This is a genomic window from Streptomyces boetiae (genome assembly GCF_031845405.1).
GTDB lineage: Bacteria > Actinomycetota > Actinomycetes > Streptomycetales > Streptomycetaceae > Streptomyces > Streptomyces boetiae.
Genome location: NZ_JAVREN010000019.1, coordinates 12796 through 28046 on the forward strand (window position 1 = coordinate 12796; position 15251 = coordinate 28046).

Sequence of the window (15251 nt, forward strand, 5' to 3'; positions counted from 1 at the left end):
GCAGACCGGGCGCCCCCGGCCCGAATCGCCCGCGGCCGGGCCCGGCCCGGCGCGCGGATCAGCCGGAGCCGACGAACGCCAGCAGCAGCAGCCAGACCACGGGCGCGGTCGGCAGCAGGGAGTCCAGCCGGTCCATGATCCCGCCGTGCCCGGGCAGCAGGGCGCCCATGTCCTTGATCCCGAGGTCCCGCTTGATCATCGACTCGCCCAGGTCCCCCAGCGTGGCGCTCGCGGCCACGCCCAGGCCGAGCAGCAGCCCCTGCCACCAGGTGCCGTCGTCGATCAGCAGCTCCATGCAGAACGCGCCCGCGGCCATCGCGAACAGCACCGCGCCGGCGAGCCCCTCCCGGGTCTTGCCGGGGCTGATCCGCGGCGCCAGCTTGTGCCGCCCCAGGCGCCAGCCGACCGCGTAGGCGCCGGTGTCGCTGACCACCGTCAGCAGCAGGAAGGTGAAGACCCGCCAGGGGCCGTCCTCGGCCGCCAGCATCAGCGCCACGAAGGTGGCCAGGAACGGGACGTAGAACGCGGCGAACACGCCCGCCGTCACATCCCTGAGGAAGTTCTCCGGCGGCCGGGCCATCCGCCACAGCAGCACCGCGAGCGCCGTCAGCGCCATCGCCACCCAGGCCCCCGCCGGGCCCCTGAGGTACCCCGCGACGACCATGGCCGCGCCGCCGGCCAGCAGCGGGGGCAGCGGGACCTCGATCCGCTTGCGTTCCGCCAGGCGGGAGCACAGCTCCCACAGGCCCACGACGACGGCCGCCGCTATCACCCCGACGAAGACGGGCTTGTGGACGAACAGGGAGGCCAGCACCACGGCGCCGAGGCCGAGACCGACGCCGATGGCGGCGGGCAGGTTCCGGCCCGCGCGCTTCCGGGCGGGCGGCGTGGGACCGGGCCGGCGGGCGTCGGGGCCGGGCGGAGTCGACGGCATAGGCCGAGTCTGCGCCGCGTTCCCCGGATCGTGTGCGGGACCCGCCGGGGCGTCGTGGGCACGCCCGGACGGCTGGAGGTACCCGGTGGCCCGGGGCGGCCCCCAGGATGCATCGTTCACGGGTGACTGAGTCCTTCTGGGGAACTGCTGGATCGTTCGGGGAACTCGGGCCCCGGTAGTGCGCCGGGACCGGCCCTCAGACCTCCAGCAGTTCGGCTTCCTTGTGCTTGAGCAGCTCGTCGACCTGGGCCACGTGCCGGGCCGTGGTGTCGTCCAGCTCCTTCTCGCCGCGGCGGCCCTCGTCCTCGCCGACCGCGCCGTCCTTGATCGCCTTGTCGATGGCCTCCTTGGCCTTGCGGCGGACCCCGCGGATCGAGATCTTCGCGTCCTCGCCCTTGGAGCGGGCGACCTTGATGAACTCCCGGCGCCGCTCCTCCGTCAGCTCGGGGAAGACCACGCGGATGATGTGGCCGTCGTTCGTCGGGTTGACGCCGAGGTCGGAATCCCGGACCGCCTGCTCGATGTTGCGCAGCGCGCTCTTGTCGAAGGGCGTGATCACGGCCATCCGCGCCTCGGGGACCGAGAACGAGGCGAGCTGGTTGATCGGGGTCATCGTGCCGTAGTACTCGGCGACGATCTTGTTGAACATCGCCGGGTGCGCACGGCCGGTGCGGATGGCGGCCAGGTCGTCCTTGGCGACCAGCACCGCCTTTTCCATCTTCTCCTCGGCCTCAAGGAGGGCTTCTTCGATCACCATGAGCTCCTGGTTCGATGTGGTGGGGTACGTGCGGTCGCCGTCAGGCCCGTCGGCCCTGGCTGTTGACGAGTGTGCCGATCTTCTCACCCTTTACCGCGCGGGCGATATTGCCCTCGGCGAGCAGTTCGAAGACGAGGATCGGCAGCCGGTTGTCCCGGCAGAGCGTGATGGCGGTGGAGTCGGCGACCCGCAGGTCCCGCGTGATGACCTCGCCGTAGTCCAGCGCGTCGAACTTCACGGCGTCGGCGTTCGACGCCGGGTCGGAGTCGTATACGCCGTCCACGCCGTTCTTGCCCATCAGCAGGGCCTCGGCGTGAATCTCCAGGGCCCGTTGGGCCGCGGTGGTGTCCGTGGAGAAGTAGGGCATTCCCATGCCGGCGCCGAAGATGACGACCCGTCCCTTCTCCAGGTGCCGCACGGCGCGCAGCGGGATGTAGGGCTCCGCGACCTGGCCCATCGTGATCGCGGTCTGCACGCGGGAGTCGATGCCCTCCTTCTCCAGGAAGTCCTGGAGCGCCAGGCAGTTCATCACCGTGCCGAGCATGCCCATGTAGTCGGAGCGCGCCCGGTCCATGCCGCGCAGCTGGAGCTCGGCGCCGCGGAAGAAGTTGCCGCCGCCGATGACCACCGCGATCTGCGCCCCGTCCCGCACCACGGCCGCGATCTCCCGCGCCATCTTGTGCACGACATCGGGATCGACGCCGAGTCCGCCGCCGCCCGCGAAGGCTTCACCCGACAACTTCAGCAGGAAACGCCGGGGTTTGTCGTCCTGGTTCATGGAACCCTCCTCGTGCACAGGCCGAGGAGGCCACTGCCAGTGGATCCGCACGGTTCCCCTGTGGGCAATGGCCTCCTCGTCACAACTGCGGTCCCCCCGGCCGCGGCAGCGGTGCGGCCACGGCCGGACGGCCTTGCGCCCGACAATAGCCGGGCCGCGCCCCGGTGCCGCCGACGGCGCGGCGGCGCGGTGCGCCCGCCCGGGGTCAGGCGCCGACGCGGAAGCGGGCGAAGCCTTTCAGCGTCACCCCGGCCTCGGTGAGGACCTTCTGCACGGTCTTCTTGTTGTCCTTGGCGAAGGGCTGGTCGAGGAGGACGCTCTCCTTGTAGAAGCCGTTGACCCGGCCGTCCACGATCCGCGCCAGGGCGGCCTCGGGCTTGCCCTCCTCGCGGGCGGTCGCCTCGGCGATGCGGCGCTCGGCCTCCACCACGTCCTCGGGAACGTCCTCGCGGGTGAGGTAGGTCGGGGAGAAGGCCGCGATGTGCTGGGCGACGTCCTTCGCGGTGGTGGCGTCGGCCTGCTCCAGCTCCACCAGCACGCCCACCTGCGGCGGCAGGTCGGGGCTGGTGCGGTGCAGGTAGGAGGCGACGTAGGCGCCGGCGAAGCGGGCGTAGCGGTCCAGGACGATCTTCTCGCCCAGGGACGCGTTGGCCTCGTCCACGTACTCCTTGACCGTCTTGCCGGCCTCGATCTCGGAGGCGAGCAGGGCGGCCAGGTCGGCGGGGGCGGTGGAGAAGACGTGCTCGGCGATGGCCTGGGCCACGGCCTGGAACTTCTCGCCCTTGGCGACGAAGTCCGTCTCGCACTTCAGCTCGACCAGCACGCCGGAGGTGGCGTCGTCGGCGATCAGGGAGACGACCGCGCCGTTCTCCGCGGTGCGGCTCTCCCGCTTGGCCACGCCCTTCTGGCCCTTGACGCGCAGGAGCTCGACGGCCTTGCCGACGTCGCCCTCGGACTCGTCCAGCGCCTTCTTGCAGTCCATCATGCCGGCGCCGGTCAGCTCCCGGAGCTTCTTGACGTCGGCGGCGGTGAAGTTCGCCATGGTTACGTGATTCTCTTCCAGGATGTCGTCGGATCGCTTGGCGGAACGCCGGGTCCGTGGCCGGGCAGACGGGCGGGAGCGGGGCGCTGTGGCCCCGCTCCCGCCCGGTGACGTCCGGCCGCCTCCCGGTGGGGGCGGGTCAGCCCTGCTCGGCCGGGGCGGCCTCGGCGGCGGGGGCGGTCTCGGCAGCGGGGGCCGCCTCGGCTGCGGGGGCGGTCTCCCCTGCCGGGGCCTCGGGGGCGGCCTGCTCGGCCGACTGCTCCTCGGCCTTGGCCTCCGCGCCCTCCAGCAGCTCGCGCTCCCACTCCGGCAGCGGCTCGCCGGCCGGCTTCTCGCCGTCCTTGGCCTCGGGCGCGCCGGAGCGGGCGATCAGGCCCTCGGCGACGCCGTCCGCGATCACGCGGGTGAGCAGCGTGACGGAGCGGATGGCGTCGTCGTTGCCCGGGATCTTGTAGTCGACCTCGTCCGGGTCGCAGTTGGTGTCGAGGATCGCGACGACCGGGATGTTCAGCTTGCGGGCCTCGCCGACGGCGATGTGCTCCTTCTTGGTGTCCACGATCCAGACGGCGCTGGGCACCTTCTGCATGTCGCGGATGCCGCCGAGGGTCTTCTCCAGCTTGGCCTTCTCGCGGGAGAGGACCAGCAGCTCCTTCTTGGTGAGGCCCGAGGCCGCGACGTCGTCGAAGTCGATGGCCTCCAGCTCCTTGAGGCGCTGGAGCCGCTTGTGCACGGTCGAGAAGTTGGTGAGCATGCCGCCGAGCCAGCGCTGGTTCACGTACGGCATGCCGACGCGGGCGGCCTGCTCGGCGATGGCGGACTGGGCCTGCTTCTTGGTGCCAACGAACATCACGGTGCCGCCGTGGGCGACGGTCTCCTTGACGAACTCGTAGGCGCGGTCGATGTACGACAGCGACTGGAGCAGGTCGATGATGTAGATGCCGTTGCGCTCGGTGAAGATGAACCGCTTCATCTTCGGGTTCCAGCGGCGGGTCTGGTGCCCGAAGTGGACGCCGCTCTCCAGCAGCTCCCGCATCGTGACGACGGCCATGGCCGTTCTCCTTGTGGACGCTCGGTTGTTCAGCGCGGGCCGGCGGCCGGCGCTCCTGACGCCCCGGCGCGCGAGACCGGAAGCCGCCCTGCGGGGCATCCTCCGGACCGAGTTCGCGCGGCCACCGAAGCGCCGCGGCCGGGGCCGGGGCGCCTGGATGACGGGGCGTGCGAGGTCGATCCGGGACCCGGATCGCCACCGAGCAGTGTACGGGAACGCGAAGCGCGCGGGCGACCGGCCGCCGGAGGCCGGGGACGGGCGACGCCCCCTCACCCGATCGAGTGAGGAAGTTATCCACAGGCGGGCGGTTGTCCACCAAGATCCACTTCTCGCGCGGGAGTCGGTCACAGTCGGTGACGAACGCGGCGCCGAGGGGCGCCCGTCGAGGAGAGCGAGGAGCGCCATGCCGACCCTGCGAGACCCCCTGCCGCCGGGCTTCCGGGCCCGGCCCGCCGGGACCGTCCACGCCCTTCGCGGTGCCGTCGCCGCGCCGCGCCGCCCCGGGGTGGGGCGGTGAACGCCCGGGGTGCCCTGGGCCGGTTCGGCGAGGACGTCGCCGCCCGCAGCCTGAGCGCCGCCGGCCTGGCCGTCCTGGAGCGGAACTGGCGCTGCCGCGCCGGGGAGATCGACATCGTGGCCCGCGACCGCGCGCCCGTGGGGTGCACGCTGGTCATCTGCGAGGTGAAGACCCGCAGGGAGGGCCCCTTCCAGCACCCGATGGCCGCGATGACCCCCGCCAAGGCCGAGCGGCTGCGGCTCCTGGCGCGGCGCTGGGTCGCGGAGCGCTGGCTGCCGGTGCACGGGGCCCCGCCGGAGGGCGGGGTGCGCATCGACCTGGTCGGGGTGCTGCTGCCGGGCCGCGGCGCCCCGGTGGTGGAGCACGCGAGGGGGGTGGCGTGATGGCGTTCGCCCGCACCGGCGCGGTGGCGCTGACCGGCGTGGACGGCGTGGTGGTCGAGGTGCAGGCCGACCTGGAGCCCGGCATCGCCGCCTTCACGCTGGTCGGCCTGGCCGACAAGTCGCTGAACGAGAGCCGGGACCGGGTGCGCGCCGCCGTGGCCAACTCCGGCACCCCCTGGCCGCAGAAGAAGCTGACGGTGGGCCTGAGCCCCGCCGCCGTCCCCAAGCACGGCAGCGGCTTCGACCTGGCGGTGGCGTGCAGCGTCCTGGCCGCCGCCGAGCGGATCGACCCGCGGTCGATCGCGGACGTGATGATGATCGGGGAGCTGGCGCTGGACGGCCGGGTCCGCCCGGTGCGCGGGGTGCTCCCGGCCGTGCTCGCCGCCGCGGGCGCCGGGTACCGGCAGGTGGTGGTGCCCGAGGCGGCGGCGGCCGAGGCCGCGCTGGTCCCGGACGTGGCGGTGCTCGGGGTGCGCAGCCTGCGCCAGCTCATCGCCGTCCTGGCCGACGAGCCCGTGCCCGAGGAGGAGCCGGTGCCGGACGCCCCGCTCGCGCAGCTCCCCGCGGGATGGGCGGGCGGCCCCTCCCCCGGCCTGTACGCCCTCCCCCTCGCGGACGCGCCGCCCGACCTCGCGGAGGTCCGCGGGCAGCGGGTGGCCCGACGGGCGCTGGAGGTGGCCGCGGCCGGCCGCCACCACCTGTTCCTCAAGGGCGCGCCCGGCGCGGGCAAGACCTTGCTGGCCGAGCGGCTGCCCGGCCTGCTGCCGCCGCTGAGCCGCCAGGAGTCCCTGGAGGTCACCGCGGTGCACTCGGTGGGCGGCTTCCTGCCGCCGGGCCGCCCGATGGTCGACCGCCCACCTTACTGCGCGCCCCACCACTCGGCCTCCATGGCCGCCCTGGTGGGCGGCGGCAGCGGCGTCCCCCGCCCCGGCGCGGTCTCCCTGGCCCACCACGGAGTCCTCTTTCTCGATGAGGCCGCCGAGATGAACGGCCAGGTGCTGGACGCCCTGCGCCAGCCGCTGGAGTCGGGGTATGTGGTGGTCGCCCGCGCCGCCGGGGTGGTGCGGATGCCCGCCCGGGTGCTGCTGGTCCTGGCGGCCAACCCCTGCCCGTGCGGGCGGCACGGCTCCCTGGGAGGGGAGTGCGAGTGCCTGCCCGGCACGGTCCGGCGCTACCGCGCCCGGCTCTCCGGGCCGCTGCTCGACCGGATCGACCTGCGAGTGCCCGTGGAGCCGGTGAGCCGGGCCGAGTTGACGGACCCGGGCGGCGGGGAGCCCACCGCCGTGGTGGCCGCCCGGGTGCGCGAGGCCCGGGAGCGGGCCGCGGCCCGGCTGGCCGGCACCCCCTGGCGCACGAACGGCGAGGTGCCGGGGCACGAGTTGCGCACCCGCTGGACCGCGCTGCCCGGCGCGCTGGCCCGGGCGGAGCGGGACCTGGACCGCGGCCTGCTCACCGCCCGGGGCCTGGACCGGGTGCTGCGGGTGGCGTGGACGGTGGCCGACCTGGCGGGCCACGACCGTCCGACGGCTGAGGACGTGGACGCCGCCCTGGAGCTGCGCACCGGCGTGCGGCGCGGCGCCGGGGTCGCGGGCAGCCTGCCGTGACGGGCCCGCGCGGGCCCTGGGAGGAGGAGCGGCTGGCGCGGGCCGCGCTGACCCGGGTCGCGGAGCCGGGAGACCCGCTGGTCGGCGGCTGGCTGGCGCGGGCCGGGCCGGGCGAGGTCTGGGCCGCGCTGCGGGAGGGAGGGCCCGCCCCGCCGGGCGCCTCGCCGCGGCGGTGGGCCGGGCTGCTGCTGCGGGCCCGGGAGGCCGACCCGGTGCGCGACCTGGCGGCGGTGGCCCGGCTCGGCGGCCGGTTCCTGTGCCCGGGGGACCGGGAGTGGCCGGGCCAGCTGGCGGACCTGGAGGCGGCGGCGCCGGTGGGCCTGTGGGTGCGCGGCGCGTGCTCGCTGCGCCTGGTGGCCCTGCGCTCGGTCGCGGTGGTCGGCGCCCGCGCCTGCACGGAGTACGGCGCGCACGTGGCCGCCGAGCTGGCCGGCGGCCTGGCCGCCGGGGGCTGGGCCGTGGTCTCCGGCGCGGCCCACGGCGTGGACGGGGCCGCCCACCGGGGGGCGCTGGCGGCGGACGGCTGCACGGTGGCGGTGCTGGCCTGCGGCGTGGACGTGGGATACCCGGCGGCCCACGCCGAGCTGCTGCGCTCGGTCGCCGCGCGCGGCCTGGTGGTGGCCGAGCTGCCGCCGGGCGAGCGGCCCACCCGCAGCCGCTTCGTCCAGCGCAACCGCCTGATCGCGGCCCTCACCCGTGGCACGGTGGTCGTGGAGGCGGCCCGGCGCAGCGGGGCGCTGATCACCGCGCGGGCCGCGGAGCGACTGGGCCGGCACCTGATGGCCGTGCCCGGCCCGGTGACCTCCGCGCTCTCCGAGGGCACCCACCTGCTGCTCCGGGAGGGCGCGGTGCCGGTGGCCGGGGCGGAAGAGGTGACCGAGCTGGCCGGCGCGATGGGCGAGCTGGCCGCGGAGCCGCAGGCGCCCGCAGTGCCGCGGGACCTGCTCGCGCCGGAGACGGCGCAGGTCCTCGACGCGCTGCCCGCCACGCGGCCCGCCGCGGTCGGCGAGGTGGCGCGCGGCGCGTGCACCAGCCCGCGCGCCGCGGCGGCCAGGCTGCGGGAGCTGCACGCCCTGGGCTTCGTCGAACGGGCGGGGCCGCTTTGGCAGTTGGCACGGCCCGGCCCCCGGCCGGCGGGCGGCGCCCGGGAGGAGGCCGACCCTCCGAAGTAACCCCAGGGTGCGGGCAGCGGAACGTATCTGCGCATCGGCCCGCACCGCCACATGCGTACCGCGACACCCCAGTCACGCTACGCTCACATGGTTCGGTCGGCCCCGCCCCGGACCCCCGCACTGTCCACCCCGCACACCCCGAGAACGGCTCACGACAGCGTATGCCCCAGCACTCCTTGGAGCCCCCGCACACGGCTCCGGCAGCGCCGGCCGCGGCGGAGGACATCGCACGTCCCGCCCCGGGCACCGCGCTCGACGAGCTGTGGCGCGCCTACAAGGACACCGGCGACGAGCGGCTGCGGGAGCAGCTGATCCTGCACTACTCGCCCCTGGTGAAGTACGTGGCCGGGCGGGTCAGCGTGGGCCTGCCGCCCAACGTCGAGCAGGCGGACTTCGTCTCCTCCGGGGTGTTCGGACTCATCGACGCCATCGAGAAGTTCGACCCCGACCGGTCCATCAAGTTCGAGACCTACGCCATCACCCGCATCCGCGGCGCGATGATCGACGAGCTGCGGGCGCTGGACTGGATCCCCCGCTCGGTGCGGCAGAAGGCCCGCGCCATCGAGCGGGCCTACTCCACGCTGGAGGCATCCTTGCGCCGCACCCCCTGCGAGTCCGAGGTGGCCGCCGAGATGGGCATCTCGCTGGACGAACTGCACGCCGTCTTCAGTCAGTTGTCCCTGGCGAACGTCGTCGCCCTGGAGGAGCTGCTGCACGCGGGCGGCGAGGGCGGGGACCGGCTGAGCCTGATGGACACCCTGGAGGACACCGCCGCGGACAACCCCGTGGAGGTGGCCGAGGACCGGGAGCTGCGCCGCCTGCTGGCCCGCGCGGTCAACACCCTGCCGGACCGGGAGAAGACCGTGGTCACCCTCTACTACTACGAGGGCCTGACGCTGGCCGAGATCGGCGAGGTGCTCGGCGTCACCGAGAGCCGGGTCAGCCAGATCCACACCAAGTCCGTGCTCCAGCTGCGCGCCAAGCTCGCGGACGTCGCCGCCGGCTGACGCCCGCGGCCCCGGGCGGCGCGGACGTCGCCGGGGGCGGCAGGCCGGCGGCCCCAGCGGGCTCCCGGCCGGCGCCTCCGGCCCCGGGCAGCGGCACCCCGTCCACCGGGAGCAGCCGGGCTGGCCCGGCGCGCAGGAGGCCGGGCGGGAGCAGCGAGAGCGGGTCGAGGTACGCCTCGCCGCGGCGCAGCCCCCAGTGCAGGCACGGCCCGGCGCAGTGGAACGGCCCCGCCTCCAGCGCGCCGACCACCTCCCCGGCCGTCACCCGCTCGCCCTCCGCCACCGTGGCCCGCACCGGCTCGTGGGTCAGCCGCAGCGGCGGGGAGCCGGTCCCGGCCAGCTCGATGGTCAGCACCCCGCGCCCGGCGACCCTCCCGGCGAAGGACACCCGCCCCCCGGCCGCAGCCCGCACGGGCGCCCCGGCCCGGGTGGCCAGGTCCACGCCCCGGTGCCCCGCAGCCCAGGGCTCGGGCGGCGGCTCGAAGAGGCGCACCACGCGGGGCCGGGCGGCGGCGTCCTCGCCGGGGACGGGCCAGCCCCCGGCGGGCTCCGCGGCCCCGGGCGGGGCCAGCAGGAGAGCGGCGAGCAGGGAGGTCAGCAGCGGCATGGGCCCCAGCCTGCCCGCCCGGAGGCGGGCGCGGCGGCCCGGCGGCAGATCTGTGGAGAAGGCGGGCCCTGTGGACAAAGCCCTCACCCGATTGGGTGAAAACGGGCGGGGGTCAGCCGTTCCGCTCGGTCCCGCCCCCGAAGCCGGAGTCCTCCGGCAGGTCCAGCTCGCTGCGGTTCAGCTCCTCGATGTTGACGTCCTTGAACGTCAGCACCCGGACCTGCTTCACGAAGCGGGCCGGCCGGTACATGTCCCAGACCCAGGCGTCGGCCATCGAGACCTCGAAGAAGACCTCGCCCTGGACGGAGTGCACCTGCATCTCGTAGTCGTTGGTCAGGTAGAAACGCCGCTCGGTCTCGATCACATAGGTGAAGAGGCCGACCACGTCCCGGTACTCCCGGTAGAGCTTCAGCTCCATCTCGGTCTCGTACTTTTCGAGGTCCTCGGCACTCATGGCGTGATCCCCTTCAGCCGTGCGTTCCCTCATTGTGCGCCACCGCGGACGCGCGCACGTCACGGTGGCGCGAGCGGGCCCTACGGCCAGCGAGCGGCCCGCCGAGGGCGCCGCCCAGGATCAGCACCGCTCCCCCCGTAGTCGCCCAGAACAGCGGCGGCAGGGGCCCCTGCCCCGACACGCCTCCGGGGAGGTCCGCGAAGCCGGACGGCCCGGGCAGCAGCCCGGCCCGCCCCAGCGGCCACACGGTGGCCTCCACCCGGCCCGAGACCGCCGAGCGCGGCACCGTGCCGGGGTCGGACTCGGTGATGCGGCTGCGGGAGTCGAGCGAGTTCTCCCGGTAGTCGCCCATCAGGAAGAGCTCGTCCTCGGGCACCCGGGCCTCGAAGGAAGTGGAGGAGGCGCTGTGCTCCCCGGCCAGGTACGGCTCCTCGACGGGCCGGCCGTTGACCGAGAGCCGCCCCTCCTCGTCACAGCAGGCGACGGTGTCGCCGCCGACGCCGACGACTCGCTTGATCACCAGGGAGTCGCCCCACTCGGCCTCGCGGAAGACCACGACGTCCCCGCGGCGCACCTCGCCGCCGTCGATCCGCTGGGCGAGGACGCGGTCCCCCGGCCGCACCGTGGGGGCCATCGAGTCGGTGGGCACCGTGTAGGGCTGGTAGAGCACGGCAGTCAGCACGAAGCCACCCAGGAGCAGCAGGCAGCCGAGTCCCACGGCCAGGCCGGACAACGCCCGGCCCGCCCCGCCGCCGCGCGGCTCTGCGCTCATGTCGCCCCTCCCGGTCGGTGCGCGGGTCCGCGCACAGGAGCGACCCTACTTCAGCGCGGAGGGTGCCGGTCAGTCCGCCCGGGGCGCCCCGGCCGCCGCCTCCGCGGCCGGTGCCTCCACGGCCGCGGCCTCGGCGGCCACCTCGCGGCGGAGCAGCCTGCGGCGGCGCCACAGCACCAGCGGCAGCGCGCCGGCCAGGCCCAGCCCCGAGGGGGCGAGCCCGGCCGCGGCGCTGCCGACCGAGTCGAAGGCGCCGGGCACCGGAAGGAAGCTCCAGCGGTTCACCGGCCAGGCCACGACGATGGCCCGGCCGACCACGTCGTCCTCGGAGACGGTGCCCCCGCCGGGGAGGTTCTGGTGGTACCGGGAGTCCAGGGAGTCCTGCCGGTGGTCGCCCATGACCCACAGGCGGCCCTCGGGGACGGTGAAGCGCGTGAAGCCGCGGTCGCCGCAGGGCGTATTGCCGGGGAAGAGGTACTCGGACTCGTCGAGGGCCTCGCCGTTCACCAGGACAGGGCCGTCCTCCTGGCACTCGACGGTGTCCCCGCCGACCGCGATGACGCGCTTGATCAGGTCCTGGTCCTCGGCGGAGGGCATAAGACCGATGAAGCTCAGCGCGCTCTGCACGGCCGCGCCGGGCCCGCCGGCCGAGGGCGTCTCCTCCAGCCAGCCACCCGGGTCGTGGAAGACCACGACCTCGCCGCGCTCGGGGTCGTTCCCGAACCAGGGGGTGAGCTTGTCGACCAGCACGCGGTCGCCCTGCTGGAGGGTGTCCTGCATGGAGTTGGAGGGGATGGAGAACGCCTGGACCAGGAACGTCTTGATCAGCAGCGCCAGCACGATGGCGATCCCCACGAGGATCGGCAGCTCCTTCCAGAAGGAGCGTTGCCTGGCCGGCTGCTGCCTCCGCCTGCGGGCCCTACGGGGGCTTGCCGCGTCGTCGGACGCGGCGGGCTCCCCGGGGTCCGCGTCCCCGCTCGCGCCACCGGGCGGTCCCGGGGAGCGGGGGTATTCGGGGGATCCCTCGCCGGATGCCTCGCCGCCCGGCGTCACGGGACCCTCCTCGGGGCCCTCCGCACCGGACCGCGCACCCACAGCCACATCCCCCACATTCGCTCCTCACGCTCCGCTCCGGCCCGCGCCGCCTCCGGGACAGGCCCACCACTCCCATAACGAGCGGAAGTTCCGCAGGGATCGGGGGACTGGCCACTTCTTCGCCGCCCGCCGCGCCCCCGGGGACGCCCTCCGCGCGCGTGCCCTCGGCGTCCGAAGCGCCGGGGTCGGGCACGGCCGAGAAGGTCTCCGTGCCGTCGAGCCGCTGCCAGTGGGCGAAGGGCCAGGCCACGACCACCGCCCGGCCCACGACGAGATCGACCGGAATCGTACCCTGCCCCGGCTCCTCCAGGTGCGCCCGGGAATCGGCCGAATTCAGCCGGTGGTCCCCCATCACGAAGATCCGGCCCTCGGGAACGCGGACCTCGAAGGTCTCCTGCGAGGGTATGTTTCCGGGGAAGAGGTAGGGCTCGTCCAGCGGCTCGCCGTTGACCGTCACCCGGCCCCGCTCGTCGCAGCAGGCGACCGTGTCCCCGCCGACCCCGATGACCCGCTTGATCAGATCCTGGTCGTTCGCAGTCGGCATCAGACCGATCCAGGTCAGCGCCGCCTGGATGTGACGGATACCGAACGGGGCCTCCTCCGTCTCCGCCCGCGGCTCGTCGCTCAGCCAGCCGCCCGGGTCCCGGAAGACGACGACCTCTCCGCGCTCGGGCTCCCAGCCGAACCACGGGCTGAGCTTGTCCACCAGCACCCGGTCGTCGATCTGGATGGTCCGCTCCATCGACCCGGAGGGGATGACGAAGGCCTGCACCAGGAAGGTCTTGAGCACCAGCGCAATCAGCAGCGCGCTGCCGATCAGGATCGGGATCTCCCGCGTCGCCCGCAGCCGCCGCCGCCGCTTGATCCGCCGCGCCGCGCGCCGCCGCGCGGCCCGCCCGGGCCCCGGCGGGCGCAGGGGCGGCTCCCCGCCGCCCGGCGGCGCGGCGCCGGCTATCCGGGGCTCGTCCCGCGGCGCGGCGTGGCGCCGGCCGCCGCCCGGGCGCCGCTCCTGCTTGGGCCGTCCGCGCTCACCCATGGTCCGGCAGCCATCCCCAGCGGCTCAGCGGCCAGCCGATCAGGTCCACGCGGCCGATCACCCGGTCCACGGGCACGGTGCCGCCGCCGGGCACGCCGAGATAGGCCCGGGAGTCCGCCGAATCCGACCGATGATCGCCCATAACCCACAACCGTCCCTCGGGCACTTCGATGTCAAACATCACCTCGGACGGCTCGTCCCCCGGGTAGAGGTACGGCTCGTCCAGCGGCTCGCCGTTGATCTCGAGGCGCCCCTGCCCGTCGCAGCAGCGCACCCGGTCCCCGCCGACCCCGATCACCCGCTTCACATAGTCATTCTCCGACGACTGCACCAGACCCACCGCCGCACCGGCCCGGCGCAGCAGCCCGCCCAGGAGCCCGGGGTCCTCGCCCTCGGCAACGAACGACCCGGTGCCGTCGAAGACGATGATGTCCCCGCGCTCCACCTCGCCGCCGAAGCGATAGGCGAGCTTGTTCACCAGAACGCGGTCGCCCACCTGAAGAGTTCCCTCCATCGATCCGCTGGGGATCAGGAAGGGCTGCATCACGAAGGTGCTGACGAGCATGGTCAGCACCACGGTGCCCGCGACCGCCGCCGCCCAGACACGCACCGAGCGCGACCACCGCCGCCGGCCCCCGGTGACCGTGGGTCTGGTCACCGGCGGGCGGGCGGGACGATCGCGCTCCGGGGTCGTTGCGTCGGAATCGGTCACGCCGCGATGGTAACCGGCCCGGCGGACCGGTCAGTTCTCGCGCTTCTCCTTGATCTTGGCCGCCTTGCCGCGCAGGTTGCGCAGGTAGTACAGCTTCGCCCGGCGGACGGCGCCGCGGGTGACGACCTCGATCTTCTCCACGACCGGGGTGTGGACCGGGAACGTCCGCTCCACGCCCACGCCGAAGCTGACCTTGCGGACGGTGAAGGTCTCCCGGATGCCGGAGCCCTGGCGGCGGATGACCACGCCCTTGAACTGCTGCACGCGGGAGCGGTTGCCCTCGATGACGCGGACGTGGACGTTGACGGTGTCGCCGGGCCGGAAGGCCGGGATGTCGTCGCGCAGGGACGTGGCGTCGACGCTGTCCAGGAGGTTCATGACCTGCTGCTCTCCTCGCCCGTGCCACAGGTCACCGGCGGAAATGATCGTTCGGAAGGATCTCGGAGCGGCCCTCCCGCGGCGGCGGGCGTCTGTCCCCCTGTGGCAGGGTCGCGCGCCGGGCGTGGGCCGAGGGGTTATTCTTCCACGTCCGCCGGGCGGCGCCCAAATCGGCCGTCGGCCCCCTGCCGCCAGCCCAGCGCGGCCAGCGTCTCGCGGTCCCGCCGGTCGAAGGCCGCCGGGTCGGTGCGCTCGATCAGGTCGGGCCGGTGCGCGCTGGTGCGCCGCAGCGCCTCGTCCCGCCGCCAGCGGCCGATACGGCCGTGGTGGCCGCTGACCAGCACCTCGGGCACCTCGCGCCCGCGCCACTCCGGGGGCTTGGTGAAGACCGGCCCCTCCAGCAGGTGGGCCATCGCCCCGGGGGCGAAGGAGTCGTCCCGGTGGGACTCGGCGTTGCCCAGCACCCCGGGCAGCAGCCGCGCGATCGCCTCGACCATCACCAGCACCGGAGCCTCGCCCCCGGCCAGCACGTAGTCGCCGATGGAGACCTCGCGCACGTCCAGGCGCCCGGCGTACTCCTCGATCACGCGCCGGTCGATGCCCTCGTAGCGGGCCGGGGTGAACACCAGCCAGGGTGCCTCGGACAGCTCCCCCGCCAGGGCCTGGGTGAACGGCCGCCCACTCGGCGTGGGCACGACGAGAACGGGCCGCTCAGGGCCCGGGGCGGAGGCGAGGACGGCGTCCAGGGCCTCGCCCCAGGGGCCGGGCTTCATCACCATGCCGGGGCCGCCGCCGTAGGGGGTGTCGTCCACCGTGCGGTGCCGGTCGTGGGCCCACTGCCGCAGGTCGTGCACCCGCACGTCCAGCAGCCCGGCGGCGCGGGCCTTGCCGACGAGCGAGACGTTCAGCGGCTCCAGGTACTCGGGGAAGATCGTGATGACGTCGAGCCGCACGG

The 15251-nt window shown here is 74.5% G+C and carries 16 protein-coding genes and 1 pseudogene; 4 read left to right on the plus strand and 13 right to left on the minus strand.

Annotation, left to right across the window (positions count from 1 at the left end; all coding sequences use genetic code 11):
* Window positions 1-58 precede the first annotated feature (58 nt).
* The 5 genes from RM780_RS14595 to rpsB form a co-directional block, all read right to left on the minus strand.
* The gene (locus RM780_RS14595) at window positions 59-1054 is read right to left on the minus strand and encodes a phosphatidate cytidylyltransferase (protein WP_311631134.1); all 996 of its coding nucleotides are present in this window, start codon (window positions 1052-1054) and stop codon (window positions 59-61) included.
* A 76-nt stretch (window positions 1055-1130) separates the two neighbouring features.
* Window positions 1131-1688: a ribosome recycling factor gene (gene frr / locus RM780_RS14600; protein WP_311631216.1), complete on the minus strand. Its 558-nt coding sequence runs from the start codon at window positions 1686-1688 to the stop codon at window positions 1131-1133.
* Between the two features lie 43 nt (window positions 1689-1731).
* On the minus strand, window positions 1732-2469 hold the full coding sequence (gene pyrH, locus RM780_RS14605) for a UMP kinase (RefSeq protein WP_311631135.1): 738 nt from the start codon (window positions 2467-2469) through the stop codon (window positions 1732-1734).
* Window positions 2470-2674: 205 nt separating this feature from the next.
* Window positions 2675-3511, minus strand: coding sequence for a translation elongation factor Ts (gene tsf / locus RM780_RS14610; protein WP_311631136.1), 837 nt, complete (start codon window positions 3509-3511; stop codon window positions 2675-2677).
* Between the two features lie 139 nt (window positions 3512-3650).
* Window positions 3651-4559, minus strand: coding sequence for a 30S ribosomal protein S2 (rpsB, locus tag RM780_RS14615; RefSeq protein ID WP_311631137.1), 909 nt, complete (start codon window positions 4557-4559; stop codon window positions 3651-3653).
* Window positions 4560-5072: 513 nt separating this feature from the next.
* On the opposite strand from rpsB, the gene RM780_RS14620 reads away from it, so the two are divergent.
* From RM780_RS14620 to whiG, 4 genes are all read left to right on the plus strand, one after another.
* Window positions 5073-5459: a YraN family protein gene (locus RM780_RS14620; protein ID WP_311631138.1), complete on the plus strand. Its 387-nt coding sequence runs from the start codon at window positions 5073-5075 to the stop codon at window positions 5457-5459.
* Complete coding sequence (locus RM780_RS14625; protein WP_311631139.1) at window positions 5459-7063, plus strand: YifB family Mg chelatase-like AAA ATPase; 1605 nt, start codon at window positions 5459-5461, stop codon at window positions 7061-7063. The genes RM780_RS14620 and RM780_RS14625 overlap by 1 nt, the downstream gene beginning before the upstream one ends.
* On the plus strand, window positions 7060-8235 hold the full coding sequence (gene dprA / locus RM780_RS14630) for a DNA-processing protein DprA (RefSeq protein WP_311631140.1): 1176 nt from the start codon (window positions 7060-7062) through the stop codon (window positions 8233-8235). The genes RM780_RS14625 and dprA overlap by 4 nt, the downstream gene beginning before the upstream one ends.
* Window positions 8236-8396: 161 nt before the next feature.
* Window positions 8397-9242 (plus strand): RNA polymerase sigma factor WhiG, encoded by an 846-nt coding sequence (gene whiG / locus RM780_RS14635; protein ID WP_311631141.1) that lies wholly within the window; start codon window positions 8397-8399, stop codon window positions 9240-9242.
* Here whiG and RM780_RS14640 read toward each other — a convergent pair.
* The 8 genes and pseudogenes from RM780_RS14640 to trmD form a co-directional block, all read right to left on the minus strand.
* On the minus strand, window positions 9175-9849 hold the full coding sequence (locus RM780_RS14640; protein ID WP_311631142.1) for a murein hydrolase activator EnvC family protein: 675 nt from the start codon (window positions 9847-9849) through the stop codon (window positions 9175-9177). The two genes, whiG and RM780_RS14640, sit on opposite strands and share 68 nt — an antisense overlap.
* A gap of 112 nt (window positions 9850-9961) precedes the next feature.
* Window positions 9962-10303, minus strand: a complete 342-nt coding sequence (locus tag RM780_RS14645) for a DUF2469 domain-containing protein (RefSeq protein WP_311631143.1) — start codon at window positions 10301-10303, stop codon at window positions 9962-9964.
* A 13-nt stretch (window positions 10304-10316) separates the two neighbouring features.
* The gene (gene lepB / locus RM780_RS14650) at window positions 10317-11075 is read right to left on the minus strand and encodes a signal peptidase I (RefSeq protein WP_311631144.1); all 759 of its coding nucleotides are present in this window, start codon (window positions 11073-11075) and stop codon (window positions 10317-10319) included.
* A gap of 69 nt (window positions 11076-11144) precedes the next feature.
* Window positions 11145-12176 (minus strand): signal peptidase I, encoded by a 1032-nt coding sequence (lepB, locus tag RM780_RS14655; protein ID WP_311631145.1) that lies wholly within the window; start codon window positions 12174-12176, stop codon window positions 11145-11147.
* Window positions 12177-12465: 289 nt separating this feature from the next.
* A pseudogene (gene lepB / locus RM780_RS14660) lies at window positions 12466-13206 on the minus strand (signal peptidase I); the annotation flags it as partial.
* Window positions 13199-13771 (minus strand): signal peptidase I, encoded by a 573-nt coding sequence (lepB, locus tag RM780_RS14665; protein ID WP_394812975.1) that lies wholly within the window; start codon window positions 13769-13771, stop codon window positions 13199-13201. The gene lepB (RM780_RS14665) and the pseudogene lepB (RM780_RS14660), both read right to left, overlap by 8 nt.
* Before the next feature lie 177 nt (window positions 13772-13948).
* Window positions 13949-14296, minus strand: coding sequence for a 50S ribosomal protein L19 (gene rplS / locus RM780_RS14670; RefSeq protein WP_311631147.1), 348 nt, complete (start codon window positions 14294-14296; stop codon window positions 13949-13951).
* 137 nt (window positions 14297-14433) lie between these two features.
* Entirely contained in the window at window positions 14434-15249 is an 816-nt protein-coding gene (gene trmD, locus RM780_RS14675) for a tRNA (guanosine(37)-N1)-methyltransferase TrmD (RefSeq protein ID WP_311631148.1), read from the minus strand.
* Window positions 15250-15251 lie beyond the last annotated feature (2 nt).